Source organism: Clostridium sp. KNHs205 (genome assembly GCF_000702945.1).
Lineage (GTDB): Bacteria > Bacillota > Clostridia > Lachnospirales > Lachnospiraceae > Anaerocolumna.
Window position 1 is genome coordinate 3,858,885 of the sequence record NZ_JNLE01000003.1, and the last position, 17,667, is coordinate 3,876,551.

Annotated in this window: 19 protein-coding genes; 3 read left to right on the forward strand and 16 right to left on the reverse strand. The window is 37.4% G+C overall.

The window, feature by feature from the left end; translation table 11 throughout:
- Window positions 1-62: 62 nt before the first annotated feature.
- Window positions 63-1,178 (reverse strand): polysaccharide biosynthesis protein, encoded by a 1,116-nt coding sequence (locus BR73_RS0115875; RefSeq protein WP_051685241.1) that lies wholly within the window; start codon window positions 1,176-1,178, stop codon window positions 63-65.
- 195 nt (window positions 1,179-1,373) lie between these two features.
- Here BR73_RS0115875 and BR73_RS0115880 point away from each other — a divergent pair, with 195 nt between their 5' ends.
- Window positions 1,374-1,706, forward strand: coding sequence for a hypothetical protein (locus tag BR73_RS0115880; protein WP_051685242.1), 333 nt, complete (start codon window positions 1,374-1,376; stop codon window positions 1,704-1,706).
- Window positions 1,707-1,820: 114 nt separating this feature from the next.
- On the opposite strand, the gene BR73_RS0115885 is transcribed toward BR73_RS0115880, so the two are convergent.
- The 3 genes from BR73_RS0115885 to BR73_RS0115895 form a co-directional block, all read right to left on the reverse strand.
- Window positions 1,821-2,744, reverse strand: a complete 924-nt coding sequence (locus BR73_RS0115885) for an NAD-dependent epimerase/dehydratase family protein (protein WP_051685243.1) — start codon at window positions 2,742-2,744, stop codon at window positions 1,821-1,823.
- Window positions 2,695-4,014: a nucleotide sugar dehydrogenase gene (locus BR73_RS0115890; protein ID WP_033166333.1), complete on the reverse strand. Its 1,320-nt coding sequence runs from the start codon at window positions 4,012-4,014 to the stop codon at window positions 2,695-2,697. Before BR73_RS0115890 ends, BR73_RS0115885 begins: the two co-directional genes overlap by 50 nt.
- A gap of 201 nt (window positions 4,015-4,215) precedes the next feature.
- The gene (locus BR73_RS0115895; protein WP_051685244.1) at window positions 4,216-4,578 is read right to left on the reverse strand and encodes a LysM peptidoglycan-binding domain-containing protein; all 363 of its coding nucleotides are present in this window, start codon (window positions 4,576-4,578) and stop codon (window positions 4,216-4,218) included.
- Window positions 4,579-4,892: 314 nt separating this feature from the next.
- Between BR73_RS0115895 and lexA the strand changes: the two genes are divergently transcribed.
- On the forward strand, window positions 4,893-5,507 hold the full coding sequence (gene lexA, locus BR73_RS0115900; protein ID WP_033166334.1) for a transcriptional repressor LexA: 615 nt from the start codon (window positions 4,893-4,895) through the stop codon (window positions 5,505-5,507).
- On the opposite strand, the gene BR73_RS0115905 is transcribed toward lexA, so the two are convergent.
- From BR73_RS0115905 to rplU, 10 genes are all read right to left on the reverse strand, one after another.
- Entirely contained in the window at window positions 5,504-6,253 is a 750-nt protein-coding gene (locus tag BR73_RS0115905; protein WP_033166335.1) for a CpsB/CapC family capsule biosynthesis tyrosine phosphatase, read from the reverse strand. The two genes, lexA and BR73_RS0115905, sit on opposite strands and share 4 nt — an antisense overlap.
- An 87-nt stretch (window positions 6,254-6,340) precedes the next feature.
- A complete protein-coding gene (locus tag BR73_RS27525; RefSeq protein WP_051685245.1) occupies window positions 6,341-7,759 on the reverse strand; it encodes a polysaccharide biosynthesis tyrosine autokinase in 1,419 nt (472 codons plus the stop codon).
- Between the two features lie 264 nt (window positions 7,760-8,023).
- Window positions 8,024-8,380 (reverse strand): ribosome silencing factor, encoded by a 357-nt coding sequence (gene rsfS, locus BR73_RS0115915; protein WP_033166336.1) that lies wholly within the window; start codon window positions 8,378-8,380, stop codon window positions 8,024-8,026.
- Window positions 8,381-8,390: 10 nt separating this feature from the next.
- Window positions 8,391-8,975, reverse strand: a complete 585-nt coding sequence (gene yqeK, locus BR73_RS0115920) for a bis(5'-nucleosyl)-tetraphosphatase (symmetrical) YqeK (protein ID WP_033166337.1) — start codon at window positions 8,973-8,975, stop codon at window positions 8,391-8,393.
- Window positions 8,935-9,588: a nicotinate-nucleotide adenylyltransferase gene (gene nadD / locus BR73_RS0115925; RefSeq protein ID WP_033166338.1), complete on the reverse strand. Its 654-nt coding sequence runs from the start codon at window positions 9,586-9,588 to the stop codon at window positions 8,935-8,937. Before nadD ends, yqeK begins: the two co-directional genes overlap by 41 nt.
- A 39-nt stretch (window positions 9,589-9,627) precedes the next feature.
- Window positions 9,628-9,939 carry a ribosome assembly RNA-binding protein YhbY gene (yhbY, locus tag BR73_RS0115930; RefSeq protein WP_033166339.1) on the reverse strand — a complete coding sequence of 104 codons (312 nt, stop codon included), beginning with the start codon at window positions 9,937-9,939 and terminating at the stop codon, window positions 9,628-9,630.
- A gap of 117 nt (window positions 9,940-10,056) precedes the next feature.
- Window positions 10,057-11,343, reverse strand: coding sequence for a GTPase ObgE (gene obgE / locus BR73_RS0115935; protein ID WP_033166340.1), 1,287 nt, complete (start codon window positions 11,341-11,343; stop codon window positions 10,057-10,059).
- Window positions 11,344-11,452: 109 nt separating this feature from the next.
- On the reverse strand, window positions 11,453-11,740 hold the full coding sequence (gene rpmA, locus BR73_RS0115940; RefSeq protein ID WP_033166341.1) for a 50S ribosomal protein L27: 288 nt from the start codon (window positions 11,738-11,740) through the stop codon (window positions 11,453-11,455).
- Between the two features lie 39 nt (window positions 11,741-11,779).
- Window positions 11,780-12,097 carry a ribosomal-processing cysteine protease Prp gene (locus tag BR73_RS0115945; RefSeq protein WP_033166342.1) on the reverse strand — a complete coding sequence of 106 codons (318 nt, stop codon included), beginning with the start codon at window positions 12,095-12,097 and terminating at the stop codon, window positions 11,780-11,782.
- A 15-nt stretch (window positions 12,098-12,112) separates the two neighbouring features.
- Window positions 12,113-12,421, reverse strand: coding sequence for a 50S ribosomal protein L21 (gene rplU, locus BR73_RS0115950; protein WP_033166343.1), 309 nt, complete (start codon window positions 12,419-12,421; stop codon window positions 12,113-12,115).
- A gap of 653 nt (window positions 12,422-13,074) precedes the next feature.
- Here rplU and BR73_RS0115955 point away from each other — a divergent pair.
- On the forward strand, window positions 13,075-13,620 hold the full coding sequence (locus BR73_RS0115955; RefSeq protein WP_033166344.1) for a helix-turn-helix transcriptional regulator: 546 nt from the start codon (window positions 13,075-13,077) through the stop codon (window positions 13,618-13,620).
- Window positions 13,621-13,841: 221 nt separating this feature from the next.
- Here BR73_RS0115955 and BR73_RS0115960 read toward each other — a convergent pair whose 3' ends face one another.
- Complete coding sequence (locus BR73_RS0115960; RefSeq protein ID WP_242860686.1) at window positions 13,842-15,059, reverse strand: aspartate aminotransferase family protein; 1,218 nt, start codon at window positions 15,057-15,059, stop codon at window positions 13,842-13,844.
- A gap of 127 nt (window positions 15,060-15,186) precedes the next feature.
- On the reverse strand, window positions 15,187-17,070 hold the full coding sequence (locus tag BR73_RS0115965; protein ID WP_033166346.1) for a U32 family peptidase: 1,884 nt from the start codon (window positions 17,068-17,070) through the stop codon (window positions 15,187-15,189).
- Window positions 17,071-17,667: the final 597 nt, after the last annotated feature.

Here is a 17,667-nt window from a genome sequence, read left to right on the forward strand (position 1 = left end):
TCTGGCCTCTGCTTTGGCTGCTTATTCCTATTAATTGCATAACTTAAACTGTATTACTTCCATTATCCATTGATTGTCTCAGGATCTTTAAAGGTTGGTACAATGGTCTTTAAGGTTTCTCTGATTATTTCTGCTGAATCTGACTCTATTGCTTCCTTTAACTGCTTCATGGAATTTAATATACAGGGCAGCCCTATTTCTTCTTGTTTTTCAATAAATATCTTATGATTAACCGTTGCAATGAGTTCATCTCTATTTGTCAAAATCTCTTCGTACAACTTTTCTCCTGGTCTTAAACCGGTTTCAACTATCTCGATATCACTGTAAGGAATATAACCGTTAAGCTTTATCAGATCCTCCGCTAACTTTAAAATACTGATTGGATTTCCCATATCCAGTATATAAATTTCAGAGCTTCTGGCCATTTCTCCTGCTTTTAGTACCAGGGATGCAGCCTCTTCTACTGTCATAAAATAACGTGTAACCTTTTTATCAGTTACGGTAACCGGACCTCCTCTGGCTATCTGTGTCTGAAACAGAGGAATGACGGAACCGTTTGAACCTAGAACATTACCGAATCTTACCGCTGCAAATCTGGTCTCTTTACAAAATTTCATACTCTGAAGTATCATTTCACAGAATCTTTTACTGGCTCCCATGATATTTGTGGGATTAACTGCTTTATCCGTAGATATCAATACAAATTTCTCTGTTTTATATGTTCTTGCGGCCATCACAACATTGTAGGTTCCAAAAATATTGTTTTTGATTGCCTCTGCCGGGCAATCTTCCATTAATGGAACGTGTTTATGGGCGGCTGCATGGAATACCAGTTGAGGATGATATTTATTGAAGATATGATCAATAGCAGCAATATCCTGAACGGAAGCTATCTCCACCTTCAGGTCCAGATTTTTTATCATACTGCTTAATTCCTGCTGCAGTTCATATGTTGTATTCTCGTAATTATCTAATATGATAAGTTGTTTCGGTTTGCTCTTAGCAGCTTGCCGGCAGACTTCCGAGCCTATGGTTCCGCCACCGCCTGTTACAAGAATCACCTTATCCTTTAGATAATTCTCATCTTTCTCTTCTGCAAAGTAAACCGGTTTTCGTCCCAGTAATTCACTTGTAATGGAGAACGGTTTATTACCTGCTCCTGCCACATAACCCTTCAACCGGATCACCCCCTTTACCCTTACTAGTATTAATATATTCCTTATGAATCTCATTGTGACAAAATGAGGCATGCTGATGCATTAAAATCTGTCGATTTAAGTAACATTTGGATTTTAAGCGCATAAGATATTAGGAAACTACATGGTAGCTTTTTTACCCAATGAATCAAAGTTTAGAGAGGAGCTGGAATTTAAATGCCATTTATAGGTTTGGATATTTTTACGATGTTTTTAATCATTATTGTACCCGGTATTTTTGCCGACAGAATCTTCCGACTAATCGCTTTCTGTCATAAAACCAGCAGCATTTACACATCCCTGATTTTTAGTTTAATTATCTATTGGATAAATATTTTCGGACTGTTTGTTTTCAAGGACATTACGAATTTCTCAATTTTAAATGCATCCTTTGACTGCTTGCAGTTTACAAGAAGATATATCCTTCTCGCCCTTATAGTGGGTGCTATCCTGGGTGTTATCGCTGGTTTTGCCGGATGGCTGCTTTGCAGACTTCGCAGAGATACCTAAATAAAAAAACAGGTCCTCATGGGCCTGTTTTTTTATTCAATAACATGTTACAGAATTTACAGTTGCTTGTAACTAAATCTTTAAAGCACTCTCTGATTTGACAGATCTTCAGAGTTATATCTTCGAAGAATTTTCTTTTTCTACCATTTCTTTAATTGATTCCTCATATCCTCTAATACAGTAATCAAAGTTTTCATAATCTGATAAATCTCTTTCGTAGCAGTCATCACCAAAAATTTTTTTGATAAAGCCTACCTTGGGTATTAAAAAGGTAATAATCGGATTAAAGACTTTTATGGGGTGGATTTTCCTCCCATTGTAGGACGCAATGGTCTGAAGCATTTTCCAGGTTGAAATATAATCTTTATTTTGAGGATGGTATATTCCTCTGTCATTTTTATCAATGATAATTCGAATCAGTTCACATAAATTTATTATGTCAACCATACTGCGCCGATTAGGATAGCACGGAAAAATAAAAAGGTATTTTGCGGCTTTCAGCAGGATTCGTATATTTCCTTTACAGCCATAGCCATATACAACCGGCGGTCTTATAATTGCTATACTAAAATTACTATCCTCTAAAGCTAATATAGCGGTTTCTCCTTCCCGTTTACTCTTGCCATAGAGGCTGTCAGGCTTAATGGAGGTATTTCTGTTAACTGTTTTTCCGGTATCTCCGTAAACATTCATACTGCTGATGTAAATATACTGGCTAACTCCGTTTGCTTTAGCTTTCTTTGCTGATTCCAGTACCTGATCTCTGTTTACCTGATAGTATATACTTCTGTTTTTTCTTTCTTCTTTCCTATGAGCGATACCAGAAGCATTGATAATAGTTTTATACTCGGACAGGTCTAGTGTTCGCCATTCTTCATTTCTGGCGGAGACACTTGTTACAGCATATGCATTTCTTCGCAGCCATTCAGCCAGGGAACTGCCTATAAAACCGTATTTACCGATAATCAGAACCTTATCCCCTGCCATTTTATAGTCTCCAAAATTGGTAGCCTTCAGAGCTCCATTTATTTTTATCAAGTATTCCTTTTACATCTATAATCACCTTTTCCTCTGCACTTCCGGCTGTATACATGTCTTTAATTTCATTTTCCGTTAATCTTAAATATTCGTCATGTGCTACAGCAAATACCAGGCAATCCGCTTCCTTGATATCCTGCCTGTCGATAAGCTCGATATTATAATGGCGTTTGGTTTCAGCCTTGTCTGCCAGGGGATCGGTAATTATGGGATCTAAGCCATATTCCCTAAGTTTATCTATTATATCCAATACTTTCGTATTTCTGATATCCGGACAGTTTTCCTTGAAGGTAATACCTAAAATTACAACTTTACTGTTCTTAACCGGTTTATTTGTCAGTATCAGTTTCTTTATAATATTATCTGCTACAAATTCACCCATACCGTCATTTATCTTTCTGCCGGACAGAATAATCTGTGAATGATAGCCTAAACGTTCAGCTTCATATATAAAATAATAAGGATCCACACCGATACAATGCCCTCCTACAAGCCCCGGATAAAAGCTAAGAGCGTTCCATTTGGTACTCATTGCTTCAATCACTTCCTTTGTATCTATCTGCATACGGTCAAACACCATTGCCAGTTCGTTCATAAACGCTATATTAATATCTCTCTGGCTGTTCTCAACCACCTTAGCGGCTTCTGCAACCTTAATGCTGCTTACTCTTACAACACCCGCTTCAATAATTTCTTCATAAACTGCTGCGACCTCCTGTAAGGTTTCCTCATCCATACCAGATACAATCTTTCTGATATTCTCAAGACGGTGAACCTTATCTCCGGGATTAATTCGTTCTGGTGAATATCCCACTTTAAAATCTTTGCCGCAGATCATTCCGGAAGCTCTGTTCAATATAGGTACACACACCTCTTCCGTTACGCCTGGGTAAACAGTGGATTCATATACAATAATAGAACCCTTTTTTAAATTCCTGCCGACTATTTCACTGGCTGCTTCAACAGGTGCAAGATCCGGTGTCTTGTGAATATTAACTGGTGTAGGTACAGCAATAATATGAAATTTTGCCTCCTTAAGTTTTTCTTCATCATATGTGAATTCTATGTTAGCTTCCTGAATGGCTTTATTCCCTACTTCTTTGGTTGGATCTATTCCATTTCTATATTTATTAATAACCTCAGCACTAATGTCAAAACCGATAACATTATATGTTTTTGAGAAAGCCAGGGCCAGGGGCATACCTACATACCCCAATCCTATGACGGCCAGACTTTCTTTTCTTTCGGATAAATCTTCAGCCAAACTCATAACCTATACCTCACTATCCATAATTTATTTAAAAAGGGTTCTTCCCTATTTCAATAGTATGACAAAACCAGCTTTTTGCCACAAAAAGAAACTGCCGCAAGCTCTTTGTCATAGATAGATATTATCATAGACAACTTCTTGCGGCAGTTCTTATAGTGGTGTATTTTGAAGGAACAAGACGGTTCATGGGTTTTAATAAACCTATTCCCCTTGTGCATAGTATGGTATTACAAGATACTTACCTTCGTGAATGGTGTCTGAGGTAAGACCGTTTGTCTTCTTTATCTCTTTGATATATTCATTCATATTATCGTAATCATCTGTTATGTATTGACTTGCGATACTCCATAAAGTATCACCTTTCTCTATCTGAATACTGGTTATATGTTTAGTTGAGCTCTGCAGCTTCTCTGCATTTACATTTGTCGATAACAAAAGAAGTGATATTACCAATATAACAGCTATACAGAATCCAGACAATACAAGGTAATTCCTCTTAGACTTAATGTGATTATAAAGCAATAAAAACGGGCTGTTTAATAAGGATAATGACATCTGGTTCATAATATGATCCTCCTGTTATACTTATCTTATTGATAAAGAAAGTGCAGCTATTTCGTTTCTTACGGGCTTGTCTTATATTACACCGAACAATAAAACGAACATATGTTGCGAACATTTGTTTTGTTATCCTGATTATAATACCCAAACATTTGTTTGTCAACGATATTTTTTTAATTTTCTAGCAATTTTTACAAAGAAGCGAACATAAGTTTTGCATTTCCAGAAAAATCGTGTTATAATGATGACAATGAAAGTAAAAGAATTTTTCATACAAATAGAATATTAGAATGCAAGCTATTAATGGAGGAAATATAATGAGTTATGGTAAAATCAGTCCTAAACAAAGAGAGATTCTGGAATATCTAAAAAGCCAGACTTTATCTAAGGGTTATCCGCCTGCCGTTAGGGAGATATGTGAAGCAGTTAAGTTAAAATCCACTTCCTCCGTTCATTCCCATCTTGAAACATTGGAGAAGAATGGCTACATAAGACGAGATCCGTCAAAACCAAGGGCCATAGAAATAACTGATGACACTTTTAATCTGGCGAAAAGAGAGATGGTCAGCGTACCGATCGTAGGAACAATTACAGCCGGACAGCCTATACTTGCTGTTGAGAATATTGAAGGATATTTCCCTATACCAACAGAATATATGCCTAACGAAGAAACCTTTATGCTTAAAGTGAAAGGCGAGAGCATGATAAATGCCGGAATTTTCGACGGTGACCAGATTCTTGTCCAGAAGCAGTCTCACGCAGTGAACGGAGACTTCGTAGTAGCTTTAATTGAAGACTCCGTTACTGTAAAGACCTTCTATAAAGAAAAGGATTATTATCGCCTTCAGCCAGAAAATGATACCATGGAACCTATTATTCTGAAGGAATTAGAGATTCTGGGTAAAGTTATTGGTCTGTTCCGCATGTTTTAAACCTTTATTGGCTCAATCACTGTTATGGATTCAAGAACCTTTGGTGTCTCCAGGATAGTTTTTGGCTCAATTACTTTCTTAGCATTAATCATTAATTTATCCCAGGTATTTTCACCTAATTTATGAAAGATAATTTTCTGGGCCTCCTTAATATTAGGAGGCCTGTAGGATAAATTATGGCAGTCACTTCCCAACAAATCTACATATTCCTCTTCTATTAGTTTTAATGCTCTCCTCCTGGTACCAGAATCTGATAAGGCCGAAACATTTAACTGTAGAAGGCATCCTTTTTGTTTCAGTACTTTTAAAAGCTTCTTGCTTCTCATAAGTGGCCTGTAACGGTCTATATGAGCAATTATGGGATTAATATTATAGTATCCGATTATTTCATCAAGGTCATTCATGTACTCCATATTCCATACCTTCATATCAGGGAATTCCAACAGAAGATAGTTTGTATTCTCTATACATAAGGGTTTTAAATCCGTGTAGTGGAATAGATACCTATGCAGATAGGTCTCACTTCCAGCTATTAAATGTATCTTACTGTGATTTACTGCCTCCATAGCTTTTGAACGGTTTAGCAGAAAATTCTCCATGGTTCCTTCCATGGGATAAAAATGCGGTGTGCAGACAGCTTGCGTAACCTGCTGCCTATGCAGATATTCCGTCAGCATTATGGCTTCTTCCTGGGTAGTGGCTCCGTCATCTATACCAGGCAGTATGTGTGTGTGCATATCAATCATTATTACCTCCATTCCTGCGTATAATATTACGCAATTGTTAATTAATCCGAGGATTCATAATCGCTTGTCACTTCTACTGCCTATCTCCTATTTATTGCCTTCAGATCTGTGGTAATAGTAGTATTTGGATTTATTAATCCCCAATTCCTTCACCGATACACCATTTAAAACAAAGCCGAGGATATTCGCTTTTGCATATCGGTATTTCATCAATACATTTTCGATTTCCGGATAGGAAGTCTTTCCTTCTCTGATTACAAGTATGGCTCCGTCTGTATTCTTAATAAAACTAAGTGAATCGGCTACTACATTCACCGGAGGCGTATCTAATATAATATAATCATATTCACTTTCCAGCTCTTTTATTAGTGCTTCCATTTGCTTGCTGCCTAAGAGTTCAGAAGGGTTTGGAGGAATTGACCCCATGGGTATGCTATAAAGATTATTATAGGGTGTTGTTTGGATTACTTCTCTCGTAGTATTCATATTTGAAAGGCAATCACTGAGACCTGGGGAACTTTTTGCTTTAAAAAAGTGATGAGTTCTGCCTTTTCTTAGGTCACAGTCAATCAATAGAACTTTATTGCCTGCCTGTGACAGAACTATGGATAGATTAATGCTGGTAGTGCTTTTTCCATCCTCCGGTGCCGGGCTGGTTATCAGTATCTTTTTACAACCATCTTTTCGAACTGAAAATCTAAGATTTGTACGCAAAGCTTTATAACTTTCCGATACCAGAAATGTACTTTCATCATTTAGTGTTGTACTTACAGTTTCATTATATCCAAATCTTTCAGCTAAAATTTTAAAAAAAGTTGAATTTCTAATACCTCTTGTATAGTTAGCTTTTCCAGAGGTATGAGGTATACTGCCCAGAAGCGGAATGTCATAATGTTTCAGCAAATCTCCCTGATTTGCTACCTTAATGTTAAGTATTTCCTTTAATATAACTAAAATAAATACTCCAAATCCTGTAACAATTCCTCCCAGTAATGTATTTAACAGAGTATTGGGACCGGAGGGGCTGGTGGGATATGCCACTGGGTCAACTACACTGATAATTACATTGGACTTTATATTTTTAATTAACAGGGGAGCTACTGTTTCCATACTTTTGACTAGGTTATAGGAATCATCCGGGTTCTTACTGGTTAATGTGATACTGAATATTTCCGTATTCCGAATGGTACTTATGGTTGTCATGGCTTGCAGCTCCTGCATGGTATAGGGAAGATCACTTAATTCAATGACTTTTAGGAAGAACTGTCTCGTATTTAAAAAATTGATATAGGTTTCTGCTATTTTCTGAGCATAATCCAACTCAGACAAATTTGTGAGGGTACTGTCTGCTGTACTTACGTAAAATGAAGCTGAAGCTGTATAAGTCTTGTCAATCATAAATTTGTTAACAAGAAAACTGAGAGAAAGGCCTGCAAACGTACATACTGATATCAGGATGAAATATCTCCTGATAAGCCGAAGTACATCTTTGACTGTAAAATCCATTCTATACCGTTCCTTTCTGCGTTACTTTTTAGATTACTAGCTGACTATGCTTAGGAAGTCTCAATAAATGCACCGATAAAATTTAAGTGCAAGAGTTTATCATGGTAAACCCTTTTATTCTATAGTATGAAGAAAATAAACTTTGGGAACTTTAAGACCAGAAAAAACTCCACGAAAAAAGGTACTGTATGTTACTGCCAGAAACCAATTCTGGAAGTAACATACAGTACCTGTATTAATAGTACCACATATATTTTTTATTTACTAAATAAACAGCTGTTCTTTCTCAACTACCTTTCCATCTCTCCAGATACGCTCTAAGTCGTAGAAAAGGCGGTCTTCTTTTGAAAAGATATGAACAACTACATCGCCGTAATCCATTAAGATCCAGCTTGCAGATCTGACACCTTCAATTCTCTTTGGTTCATGTCCGTTCTTAGATAACTCTTCCATTACATTATCAACCAAAGCCTGAACCTGTGAAGAGTTGGTTCCGTTGGCAATGATAAAATAGTCTGCTATAACAGTAATATTACCGATTTCAATAACTTTTATATCTTCTGCTTTTTTATCGTCTAAAGCTTTATAGGTCAATTTTGCGATTTCTTTTGCTGTATTCATTAATACTCCTTTACTTCACATAATTTCCTTTATAATAATCATAGGTTAATGCTGTTGTTTCATCAATGGCAAAACCACTTTGCTCAAGATATCTTACGGTATCGCCTAAGATCTTACATACGGCATCCTCCAGATTTTGAAAGGATAATTTTCGAATGCAGTCCAACTCAGGAATAGTGGATGAGGATCGATTTGGCTCTATATAATCGGCTACGAATATAATCTTTTCAAGCTTTGACATATCCGGTTTACCGGTTGTATGCCAGGTAATAGCAGAAAGGATTTCCTCATCTACAATATTATATACATTTTTCGCGTAGAATGCTCCTAATTTGGCATGAAGCAGGTCGGGCTTAAGCCTTTCTACCGGTTTAACAGGAATGTTATTCTTATAACATTCCAAAAGCATTTCCTCACCTGTCATGTATTTTGCACAATCATGCATTAATCCTGCGATGGCAGCCTTTTCGTAATCTTCTTTAAAGGTAATTGCCATGGAAAAGGCCGTGGTCATTACTCCCATTGAATGCATAAACCTTTTTCTTGGCAGTATCTCACCTAATCTCTTCTCCAACTGAAACAAATTTTCCATCATTTTTCTGCTCTTTTCCTGTATAAAGCTGATGCTCCCTGATATATTCATATACTGCCTCAGGAACCATATATCGAATAGAGTTCCCTTTTGATAGCTTATCTCTTAATTCATGAGAGGCAATATCCAGATAAGGTGTATTCAGTATATGAATATTAGCATGAAACTTTGCAGTCAGATGCTCTGCCTGAGCTTTTAATTCTTCTCTTGTCTCCTGCCCCCTTACAGCTGCCACAATATGGGCAAGTTTCAGTATTACCTCCGGTTCCCACCAGTTTTCCAACTGGAACAGGGAATCTGCACCCATTATAAAATAATAGGTTATATCCGGATTATCCTGGGTTAACTGCTGTAAGGTATCTGAGGTGTAGGTGGTACCCTCTCTTAACAACTCCATTCTTGACAATTCAAAAGAGGAGTTATTCTGAATGGCCAGCTCCACCATTTTCTCTCTGTGTTTGTCATCTGCTATCAAGTCATTTCGCTTATGAGGCGGTCTCTTCGAGGGCATAAATAGAATTTTTTGTAGCCCCAGCTGTTCCAAAGAGCTTTGTGCCAGTATCAAATGCGCCATATGAATGGGATTAAAAGTTCCGCCCATAATTCCTACTTTCATAAGCCATGCCTCTCTTCTGATAGTCAAAACGGTTACTATTTATTCTTTCTTTCCTTTTGCTTCTTTTGGCAGTTCAATCTTTTTCTTGGTTTTTGATTCTCTGTAGAGAACAAATTTCTTTCCTATTACCTGAACTACTTCAGAATGGGTACGTTCTGCAACTACCTGCGCAATTTCACGGGGATCGTCCAGGCAGTTTTTCAGTACAGTTACCTTTATAAGTTCCCTTGTTTCAAGTACCTCTTCCAGACCTTGGGTAAGCTCCGGTGTGAGGCTTGATTTACCTACTTGAAATACGGAATCGATATTCATGGCAAGACCTTTCAGATAGGATCTTTGTTTACTTGTCATATTAATACCATGCCTTTCTCACAACCTGCAAACTTTGCCTGCAGGCTTTCTTAAAGTACCAAGCTTTGTTTGGATACTTTTTATCAGTCGTAAATAAATTGTCTTTATGCTGATATTTTACTTATAATAATCAAATTGCAGGCCATACATCTTAACAGTATCGCCTTCTTCAATATCAAGTGCCTCAAGCTCGTCCAGAATTCCGTTTTCTTTCAGGAAACGCTGGAAGAATTCAAAGCCTTTTTCAGAATCAAGATTGGTATAACCAAGCATTCTTTCAATTCTGGGTCCTTCTACAACAAAGAGATGTTCGTCTTCTTTCACTACGGTATATGGTTCATTACCAAAATCCATATTATCAAGATCAAACTCTTTCTCAAATATTAAGGGTTCAGAAGGAAGGCTGTCAAGCAGCTCTTTCACATAGAATAATAATTCTCTGACTCCCTTACCGCTGACAGCAGAGATAGGAAATACTTTTATGCCTTGTGGTTCAAAGGTTTCTTTTAATAAATTGACTGCCTGTTCTTCCTCTTCACCGTAAAGGATGTCCAGTTTATTAGCAGCTATTACCTGTGGTTTACCTGAGAGTTCTTCATTATAGGCCTTTAATTCGCTGTTGATTGTCTCGATGTCCGCTAAAGGATCTCTTCCTTCTACTCCGGCTGCATCCACCATATGAACAATTACTTTTGTACGTTCTATATGGCGTAAGAACTCGTGCCCAAGCCCGATTCCCTGGGAAGCACCTTCAATAAGTCCAGGTATGTCGGCTATTACAAAACCATTTCCATTCTCCAGATCTACAACTCCCAAGTTGGGATTTAAGGTAGTAAAATGATAGTTGGCTATCTTAGGCTTTGCATTGGTTACACGGGATAAGAAGGTGGATTTACCAACATTAGGGAAACCTACCAGACCTACATCAGCAATAACCTTTAATTCCAGCGTAACATTAAGATCTCTTGCTTTTTGTCCGGGCTGTGCATATTTCGGCACCTGCATGGTTGCTGTGGCATAATGCTGATTTCCTTTGCCGCCTCTGCCTCCTTTTAGGATAACCTCTCTGCGGTTGCCATGGGACATATCAGCAATGACTTTACCGGATTCCGTATCTTTAATTACAGTTCCTTCCGGCACCTTCAGAACCAAATCTGCTCCATTTTTACCGTGGCAATTCTTCTTACCGCCACTCTCACCGTCTTCAGCTGAATATTTTTTGATAAAACGGTAATCTGTCAGGGTATTCAGATTATCATCCACCTCAAATATTAAATCGCCGCCTTTTCCGCCATCACCGCCATCGGGTCCGCCGGCTGGAACGAAAATTTCTCTTCGAAAACTTACATGCCCGTCGCCGCCTTTACCTGAACGAATATATATTTTTGCACTATCTGCAAACATTTTTTTCACCTCTTTTCCGAATATCTTTATTATGAGCAGATATTCCTATATCATGAATAAACCCCACATTCATGAATTAATCAAGAATCTGGGGTCCTAAAGTTTCATCTTATTTGGATTCTACTGGATAAACAGAAGCCTGTTTCTTGTCTCTGCCTTTTCTTTCGAAACGAACAACACCATCAACTAATGCAAATAAGGTATCATCGCCGCCGCGTCCTACATTAACACCGGGATGAATCTTTGTGCCACGCTGTCTGTAAAGAATGTTACCAGCCAGTACGAACTGTCCGTCTGCTCTTTTAGCTCCTAATCTCTTGGACTCGGAATCTCTGCCGTTCTTGGTAGAACCAACACCCTTTTTATGAGCGAAAAACTGAAGGTTCATTTTTAACATAACCTACACCTCCTTGAATATATGTCGCAGGATACCCCGCTAAACAAATTTAATATACTGCTTTCCGTAATCTTCTCTGATTCCATTTAGTCCCAGAAGCAGAGAATTCAATAACAAAGTGGATTCATTACCAGGTTTTGAAACAATCTTAAAATCTATCATTCCCTTTTTCTCATCTTCTTTCAATTGAAAGGTATCTGATGTAAAAGTCTCAATAGAATTCACGGTATTTATTATCAGTGCTGATACCGCTGCACAAACTATGTCCTGTCCGCTTTCTGCGAAACCAGCATGTCCTGTACTGCGAAAGCCTGTAAGCTTACCGTCTGCATCTTTATATACGGATATAGTTATCATAACCTAACCCTGAAGTTATGCGTTGATTTTTTCAATCTTAACCTTGGTATATGGCTGTCTGTGACCGTTTTTCTTGTGATATCCGGTCTTTCTCTTGTAGCGATAAACAACAACTTTCTTGTTCTTACCATCTTCAACTACGGATGCAGTTACAGTTGCTCCTGCTACTGTAGGCTCACCGACTACTAAAGAACCATTGTTTACTACAAGTACCTGGTCAAAGGTATAAGTTGCTCCAGCTTCTACACCAAGCTTCTCTACTTTAATGATATCGCCTTCGGCTACTTTGTACTGTTTACCACCTGTTGCAATAATTGCGTACATATGGCACACCTCCTATTATCATTACTCGCCAGCTATGGTATCTCTATGAGAAATCAAATTAATTTGATAAATTATAAAGATTTAGAACCTCGCTGTGCGGCACACTAAAACAGTTTAGCATATGAACCATTAATTGTCAACGCTAAGTTTTATTTTTTTGATATTTGTCTCAGAATTCAAAGGGTACAATAACTTTTCTCATTTCACTTATAATTCATAAAATTATTTAATTGTTGGAAATTACTATACCCACTAAATAGTATATTTGTATTTATAGATAAAAGCAAGTCAAATAATATATGGTGCAGAATATTAATATTTTGCGGTGTTTCTAAAGCTTACTTTGTTTATATTATTTACGAGTTCCTTTTATTACTTACGGGTAATTTGATAAATTACAGTGTTTTTAATTACTTTCAGGTGTTTGGATAACTCACGAATGTGATTAATAATATGCGGTTGCTTTCATTTACTTAAAGTATGACCATTTTCTGTAATAAAACCAGCTGGAATTCTTCTTGACATTTATATCAGACTGATATACTCTAATAATAAACATCGTTACTTAAATGTATTTGTTCAACTGTAAAATAAACTCAAATAAATCGGAGGAGTCATAAGGCTCCTCTGCTATAAGTTAAATTGGAGGAATAATGGCTATCAAAAATAAAACTCGTTATGCTATACTTGGAATTCTAAGCATTCATTCCGGTACCGGTTATGATATCAAAAAATACTGCGATACTGTCATCTCAAATTTCTGGAATGAGAATTTCGGGCATATTTATCCGGTATTAAATCAACTATTGTCTGAGAAATTGATTCAAACAGAAGAATCTTCTTCTCCCAGAAAAAAAGTTTATACGATAACAAGCTCCGGGCGTGAAGAATTCCTGAAATGGTTGGCTGAACCTCCCGTTCAACAGCCAGTCAGATCGGAATTTATGTTAAAACTGACCTTTGCCAGCAATCTTCCAAGGTCAGAAGTTATTAAAATGATAACTGAATACAGACAACAACATCTTAGTCGCCTGAAGGAATATCAGGCAGTAGCTGAAAGTTTAGAAAAAGGTATTAAAGAGATTACACCCGAGAGAAAACTCTATCTCTATGCACCTTTACGTTATGGAATCTTAAATGCTCAAGCTGTTCTGTCCTGGTGTGATGAAATACTTGAGTTATTAATTTCATTAAATTAATTAATAGCTAAAATTTGCTGCAGATTTTATTTTATCGTTTCCTCTAATTATTTAAGTAATAGGGTATATCAGAAAATAAAAGAAGTCTTCTGATACACCCTATTTATTTTTTGCAATTTAAAAATCAAAGTAATATTTAATACCTAATTACTCATTCTACTCCAGAAGCAATAAACATTTTTGCGGATGGAATACCCCAAAAGCTATTCTCTATCCTGGAATTAAACCTGGTTATTCCAGCTAAGTGCCAGGGCTTCCTCTAATTTCTCTATTAAGAAATCAATGTCAGCTTCTTCTATTACCAGCGGTGGCTGAAAAGCAAGTACATTCCGGTATAATCCGTTCTTTCCAAGTATTATTCCCTCGTCCTTTAACCGCTCCAGAATAGCATCGGTTAATTCAGGCAACGGTTCCTTTTCAACAGTACATAGCTCCACCCCCAGCATCAGCCCTTTACCTCTTACATCACTTATAATTGGGTATTTTTCCTTCAAGTCCAATAGTTTACCAAATAACCTTTCACCTAGTGTTTTGGCACGACTGCATAAATCTTTCTCTGTGATATAATGAAGCACTCCTAAAGCAGCAGCACAGGATACCGGATTACCGCCAAGTGTCGATGCGGAAGGTGCCGTAAAACGGGCAGCTATCTCCGGTGTTGTAGAAAAGGCGGCGGCAGGAATTCCGTTTCCTAAGGCTTTTGACATAGTCATGATATCGGGTACGATTCCATATTGCTCAATTGCAAACATCGTTCCGGTACGGGCAAAGCCTGTCTGGATTTCATCACAGATCATTAAAATTCCATGTTCCTTCAGCAGTTTCTGAATCTCTTTGAAATATCCTTCAGGCGGTGTTATTATACCACCATTTCCCTGAATTGGCTCAAAAATAAAAGCTGCTATATCGGAATCTTCCTTTACAATATTTTTTATTTCTGACAGGGTCTTTTCGGGAGAATTGGATACAAAGTAAAAGTCGTCATCAAGAAATGGATCTCCTCTCCACATTGGTATCGCCGTAGCTGACATTGTAAGATGAGTTCTTCCGTGAAGACTGTTACTTAATGCAATAAACTTCTTCTTCCCTGTATAAATTCTTGCCAGGAGCATTGCACCTTCATTTGCTTCCGAACCGGACATACAGAAGAAGGAATTATTAAGGTTACCCGGAAGTACTTCACTTAGCCTTTTGGCTAGTTCCACTACCGGTTCCGTAAGATATACATTGGTTACGTGCTGCAGGTTCGTTAACTGCTCTATTACTTTATTTATAATTGCAGGATTGCTATGCCCGCAATTCATTACTGAAACTCCGGCAAAAAAATCCAGATATTTTTTTCCCTGATTGTCGTAGAGATATTGCATTTCCCCTCTTGTAAATACCGGAGGATTTTTATAAAAATACCCCAGGCAGGGCATCAGATAGTCTTTACGCATCTGTAATACTTCTTCAGAATTATACATTAAATAACCAAACCTTTCTTATTAACAGTTACTTGTCTTATTAACTGTTACTTGTGCACAGGTACAGATCAGAATACATATTTGCTAATTTCACACAGCTTTACAAACCGAAAATCCCCAGAGTGAATCCGGTTCCTTCGGTTTTGATCTCATGATATAAATTATTACAGTTATTAAGATCAGACAAGGCTTTCTTATAGATAGTAATTACATGTTTTAGTTCTTTCTTGCTTAAATGCGCTGCCTCAATACGGAAATTTAATAATCCGCCTTCATAGAGTCCTTTCAGAATAGGCAGATAACAGAGATTTTTATATAAAACCATATGGTTTCTTCCATACTGGTCCTTATAAACAGGATGTTTAAACCCTTTTTCATCAACCAGATACAAAAGCCCTTCTCTGTCTTTTTCCACATTATCATAAAGATCATGCTCCATATACATTACTGTTGGAGAACCATAAACTATTAATTCGGCTTTTGAGCCTGCCAGGTTAATAAGCTCCATAGCTTCAGGAAGAGTTGCTTCCGGTGTTATTGTGAACCTGTTCAGACCCATTTTCTCATAGAAGCCTGCAGCTGCATAATTTAAGATATTTAAGGGGTAATCACCAATTAGATTCTTTTCTTTAAATGTACGTATACCTCCAATATTTGTCGCAAGCAGTCCGTCTACAGGGAGTCCTGAAGCCATAAGCTGTCCATACTGTTCAAACTGCATGTCAAAGGTCATATGAGGCATACCAAGGTATATCTCCGTATTCCCCTTCCCGGAAACCAGTTCCTCTATCTCATACCTTGAAAAAGGCCTGTCTGGAAGGAAAACATCCCCTGAGAGATATATAGCATCAACGCCTGCCTCCAGACATATTTGTGCCTGAGTAATGTTATTTACTTTAACCTTTAGCTTCGCTTTCTCTGTATTGTTTTTGCTATAGCTTTTAAGTTCCTGGGTAATCTTTTCAAGCTTCTCTTCGGTTATTTCACGTTCCTCAGTTGCAGTGCTGAATACCTTTCCGCTGCTAAAGAGAGTTCCTGTACCTTCATATCTGGTATTGATATTACTAAGACCGGGTCTGCCAAAGGCGTAAGCCGGTGAGGTATCCCGCTTACGATTTTCCTTCAATAATTCAGAATCCTTTTTCCTGTCATAGCAGATAGGATCCTTAATATATCGGTCAATTGCATCTGCATAAGTTCCAATAATCATTTTGAGATAGCCGATATCTCGCATACGGCCTTCAATTTTGAAGGAGGTAACACCGCCTTCGATTAATTCCGGTATATGCTCATACATGGACATATCTTTTACAGCCATGGGAAACTCTGTTTGGTAATCCATACCGTCCTGGTGTATATTAAAGCTCCATCTGCATGGTTTTAAGCAGCGGCCACGGTTAGAGCTCTGTCCAAATAATATTCCGCTGTAAAGACATTGCCCGCCATGAGCAATACACATATCACCATGAATAAAATATTCTATTTCCATCTGTGTTGTATCAGCCAGATATTTGCTGTAGGTAAGGGAGGCCTCTCTGGAAATTACTACTCTTGTTACTCCCAAATCCTTTAAGGCATATATGCTCTGCTGATTATGAATATTCATCATTACAGAGGCATGTACTGTCAGCTCCAGTGCTAATTCCTTTATTAAAGCAATTACGCTTAGATCCTGTACAATTAGTGCGTCCGGCTTATACCCTTCCAGTTTTATAAGAAAACTTTTTAGCTCAGAGAGCTCTTGGTCGCCATAGAGATTATTTACAGTGATATATGCTTTCTTGCCCAAGGAATGTGCAAGCTTTACAGCTTCTTCAAGCTCTGCATCAGAGAAATTATAATCCTTGCGATGAAGACGCATATTCAGGTTCTTACCACCAAAATAAACGGCATCGCAATCCAATTGTATCACTTCCTTGAATATTTCAAAATTACCTGCGGGAGCAAGCAGTTCTATGGGTTTCCTGTTAAAAAATCTGGCCATTTCTTATCTCCTATGTTATCCAGTGTTGTCATCGTGAATATATATGTAATCACATTTTGCTTGTTTTAATTGCATACTTATGATAAGACTATTTTTTCGTTAATGCAAGTATTTTCTTAGTATAGAATATTCGTAAGTTGTTTTGTGTTATTTAGCAGATAGTTATGAGAATTGTTATTTTTATGTATCAGAGGGTTAGTTTTTTACAAGGGGACGGCGAATAGCACATAACAGAAAGAACTCATGCTTCAATTCCAAGGTATAAGAAGTCCTAATTTCTTTGAATATTTTGTGCTTGACATAATGTAAAACAGATAACTCGCTTCGCTCAGACAATCTGCTTTACATTATAGCACAAAATCTTCAGAGAAAAGGACTTCTAATACCTTTCCATAGGCACATTCGTTCTTTCTGTTATGTACTATTCGCCTGAAACCATATGGAAGCGGGTTTTTGAGACCTGAATTTTTAAGTATTCTGGTTAAGATAAAACCATAAAGTCTTAATATAGATATACAAGATATATAGTATATAGCATAACAGGCTCCGTTTCTTATTTCGTGTAAACTTATTTTACAGACTACTCCATTTTGAGCT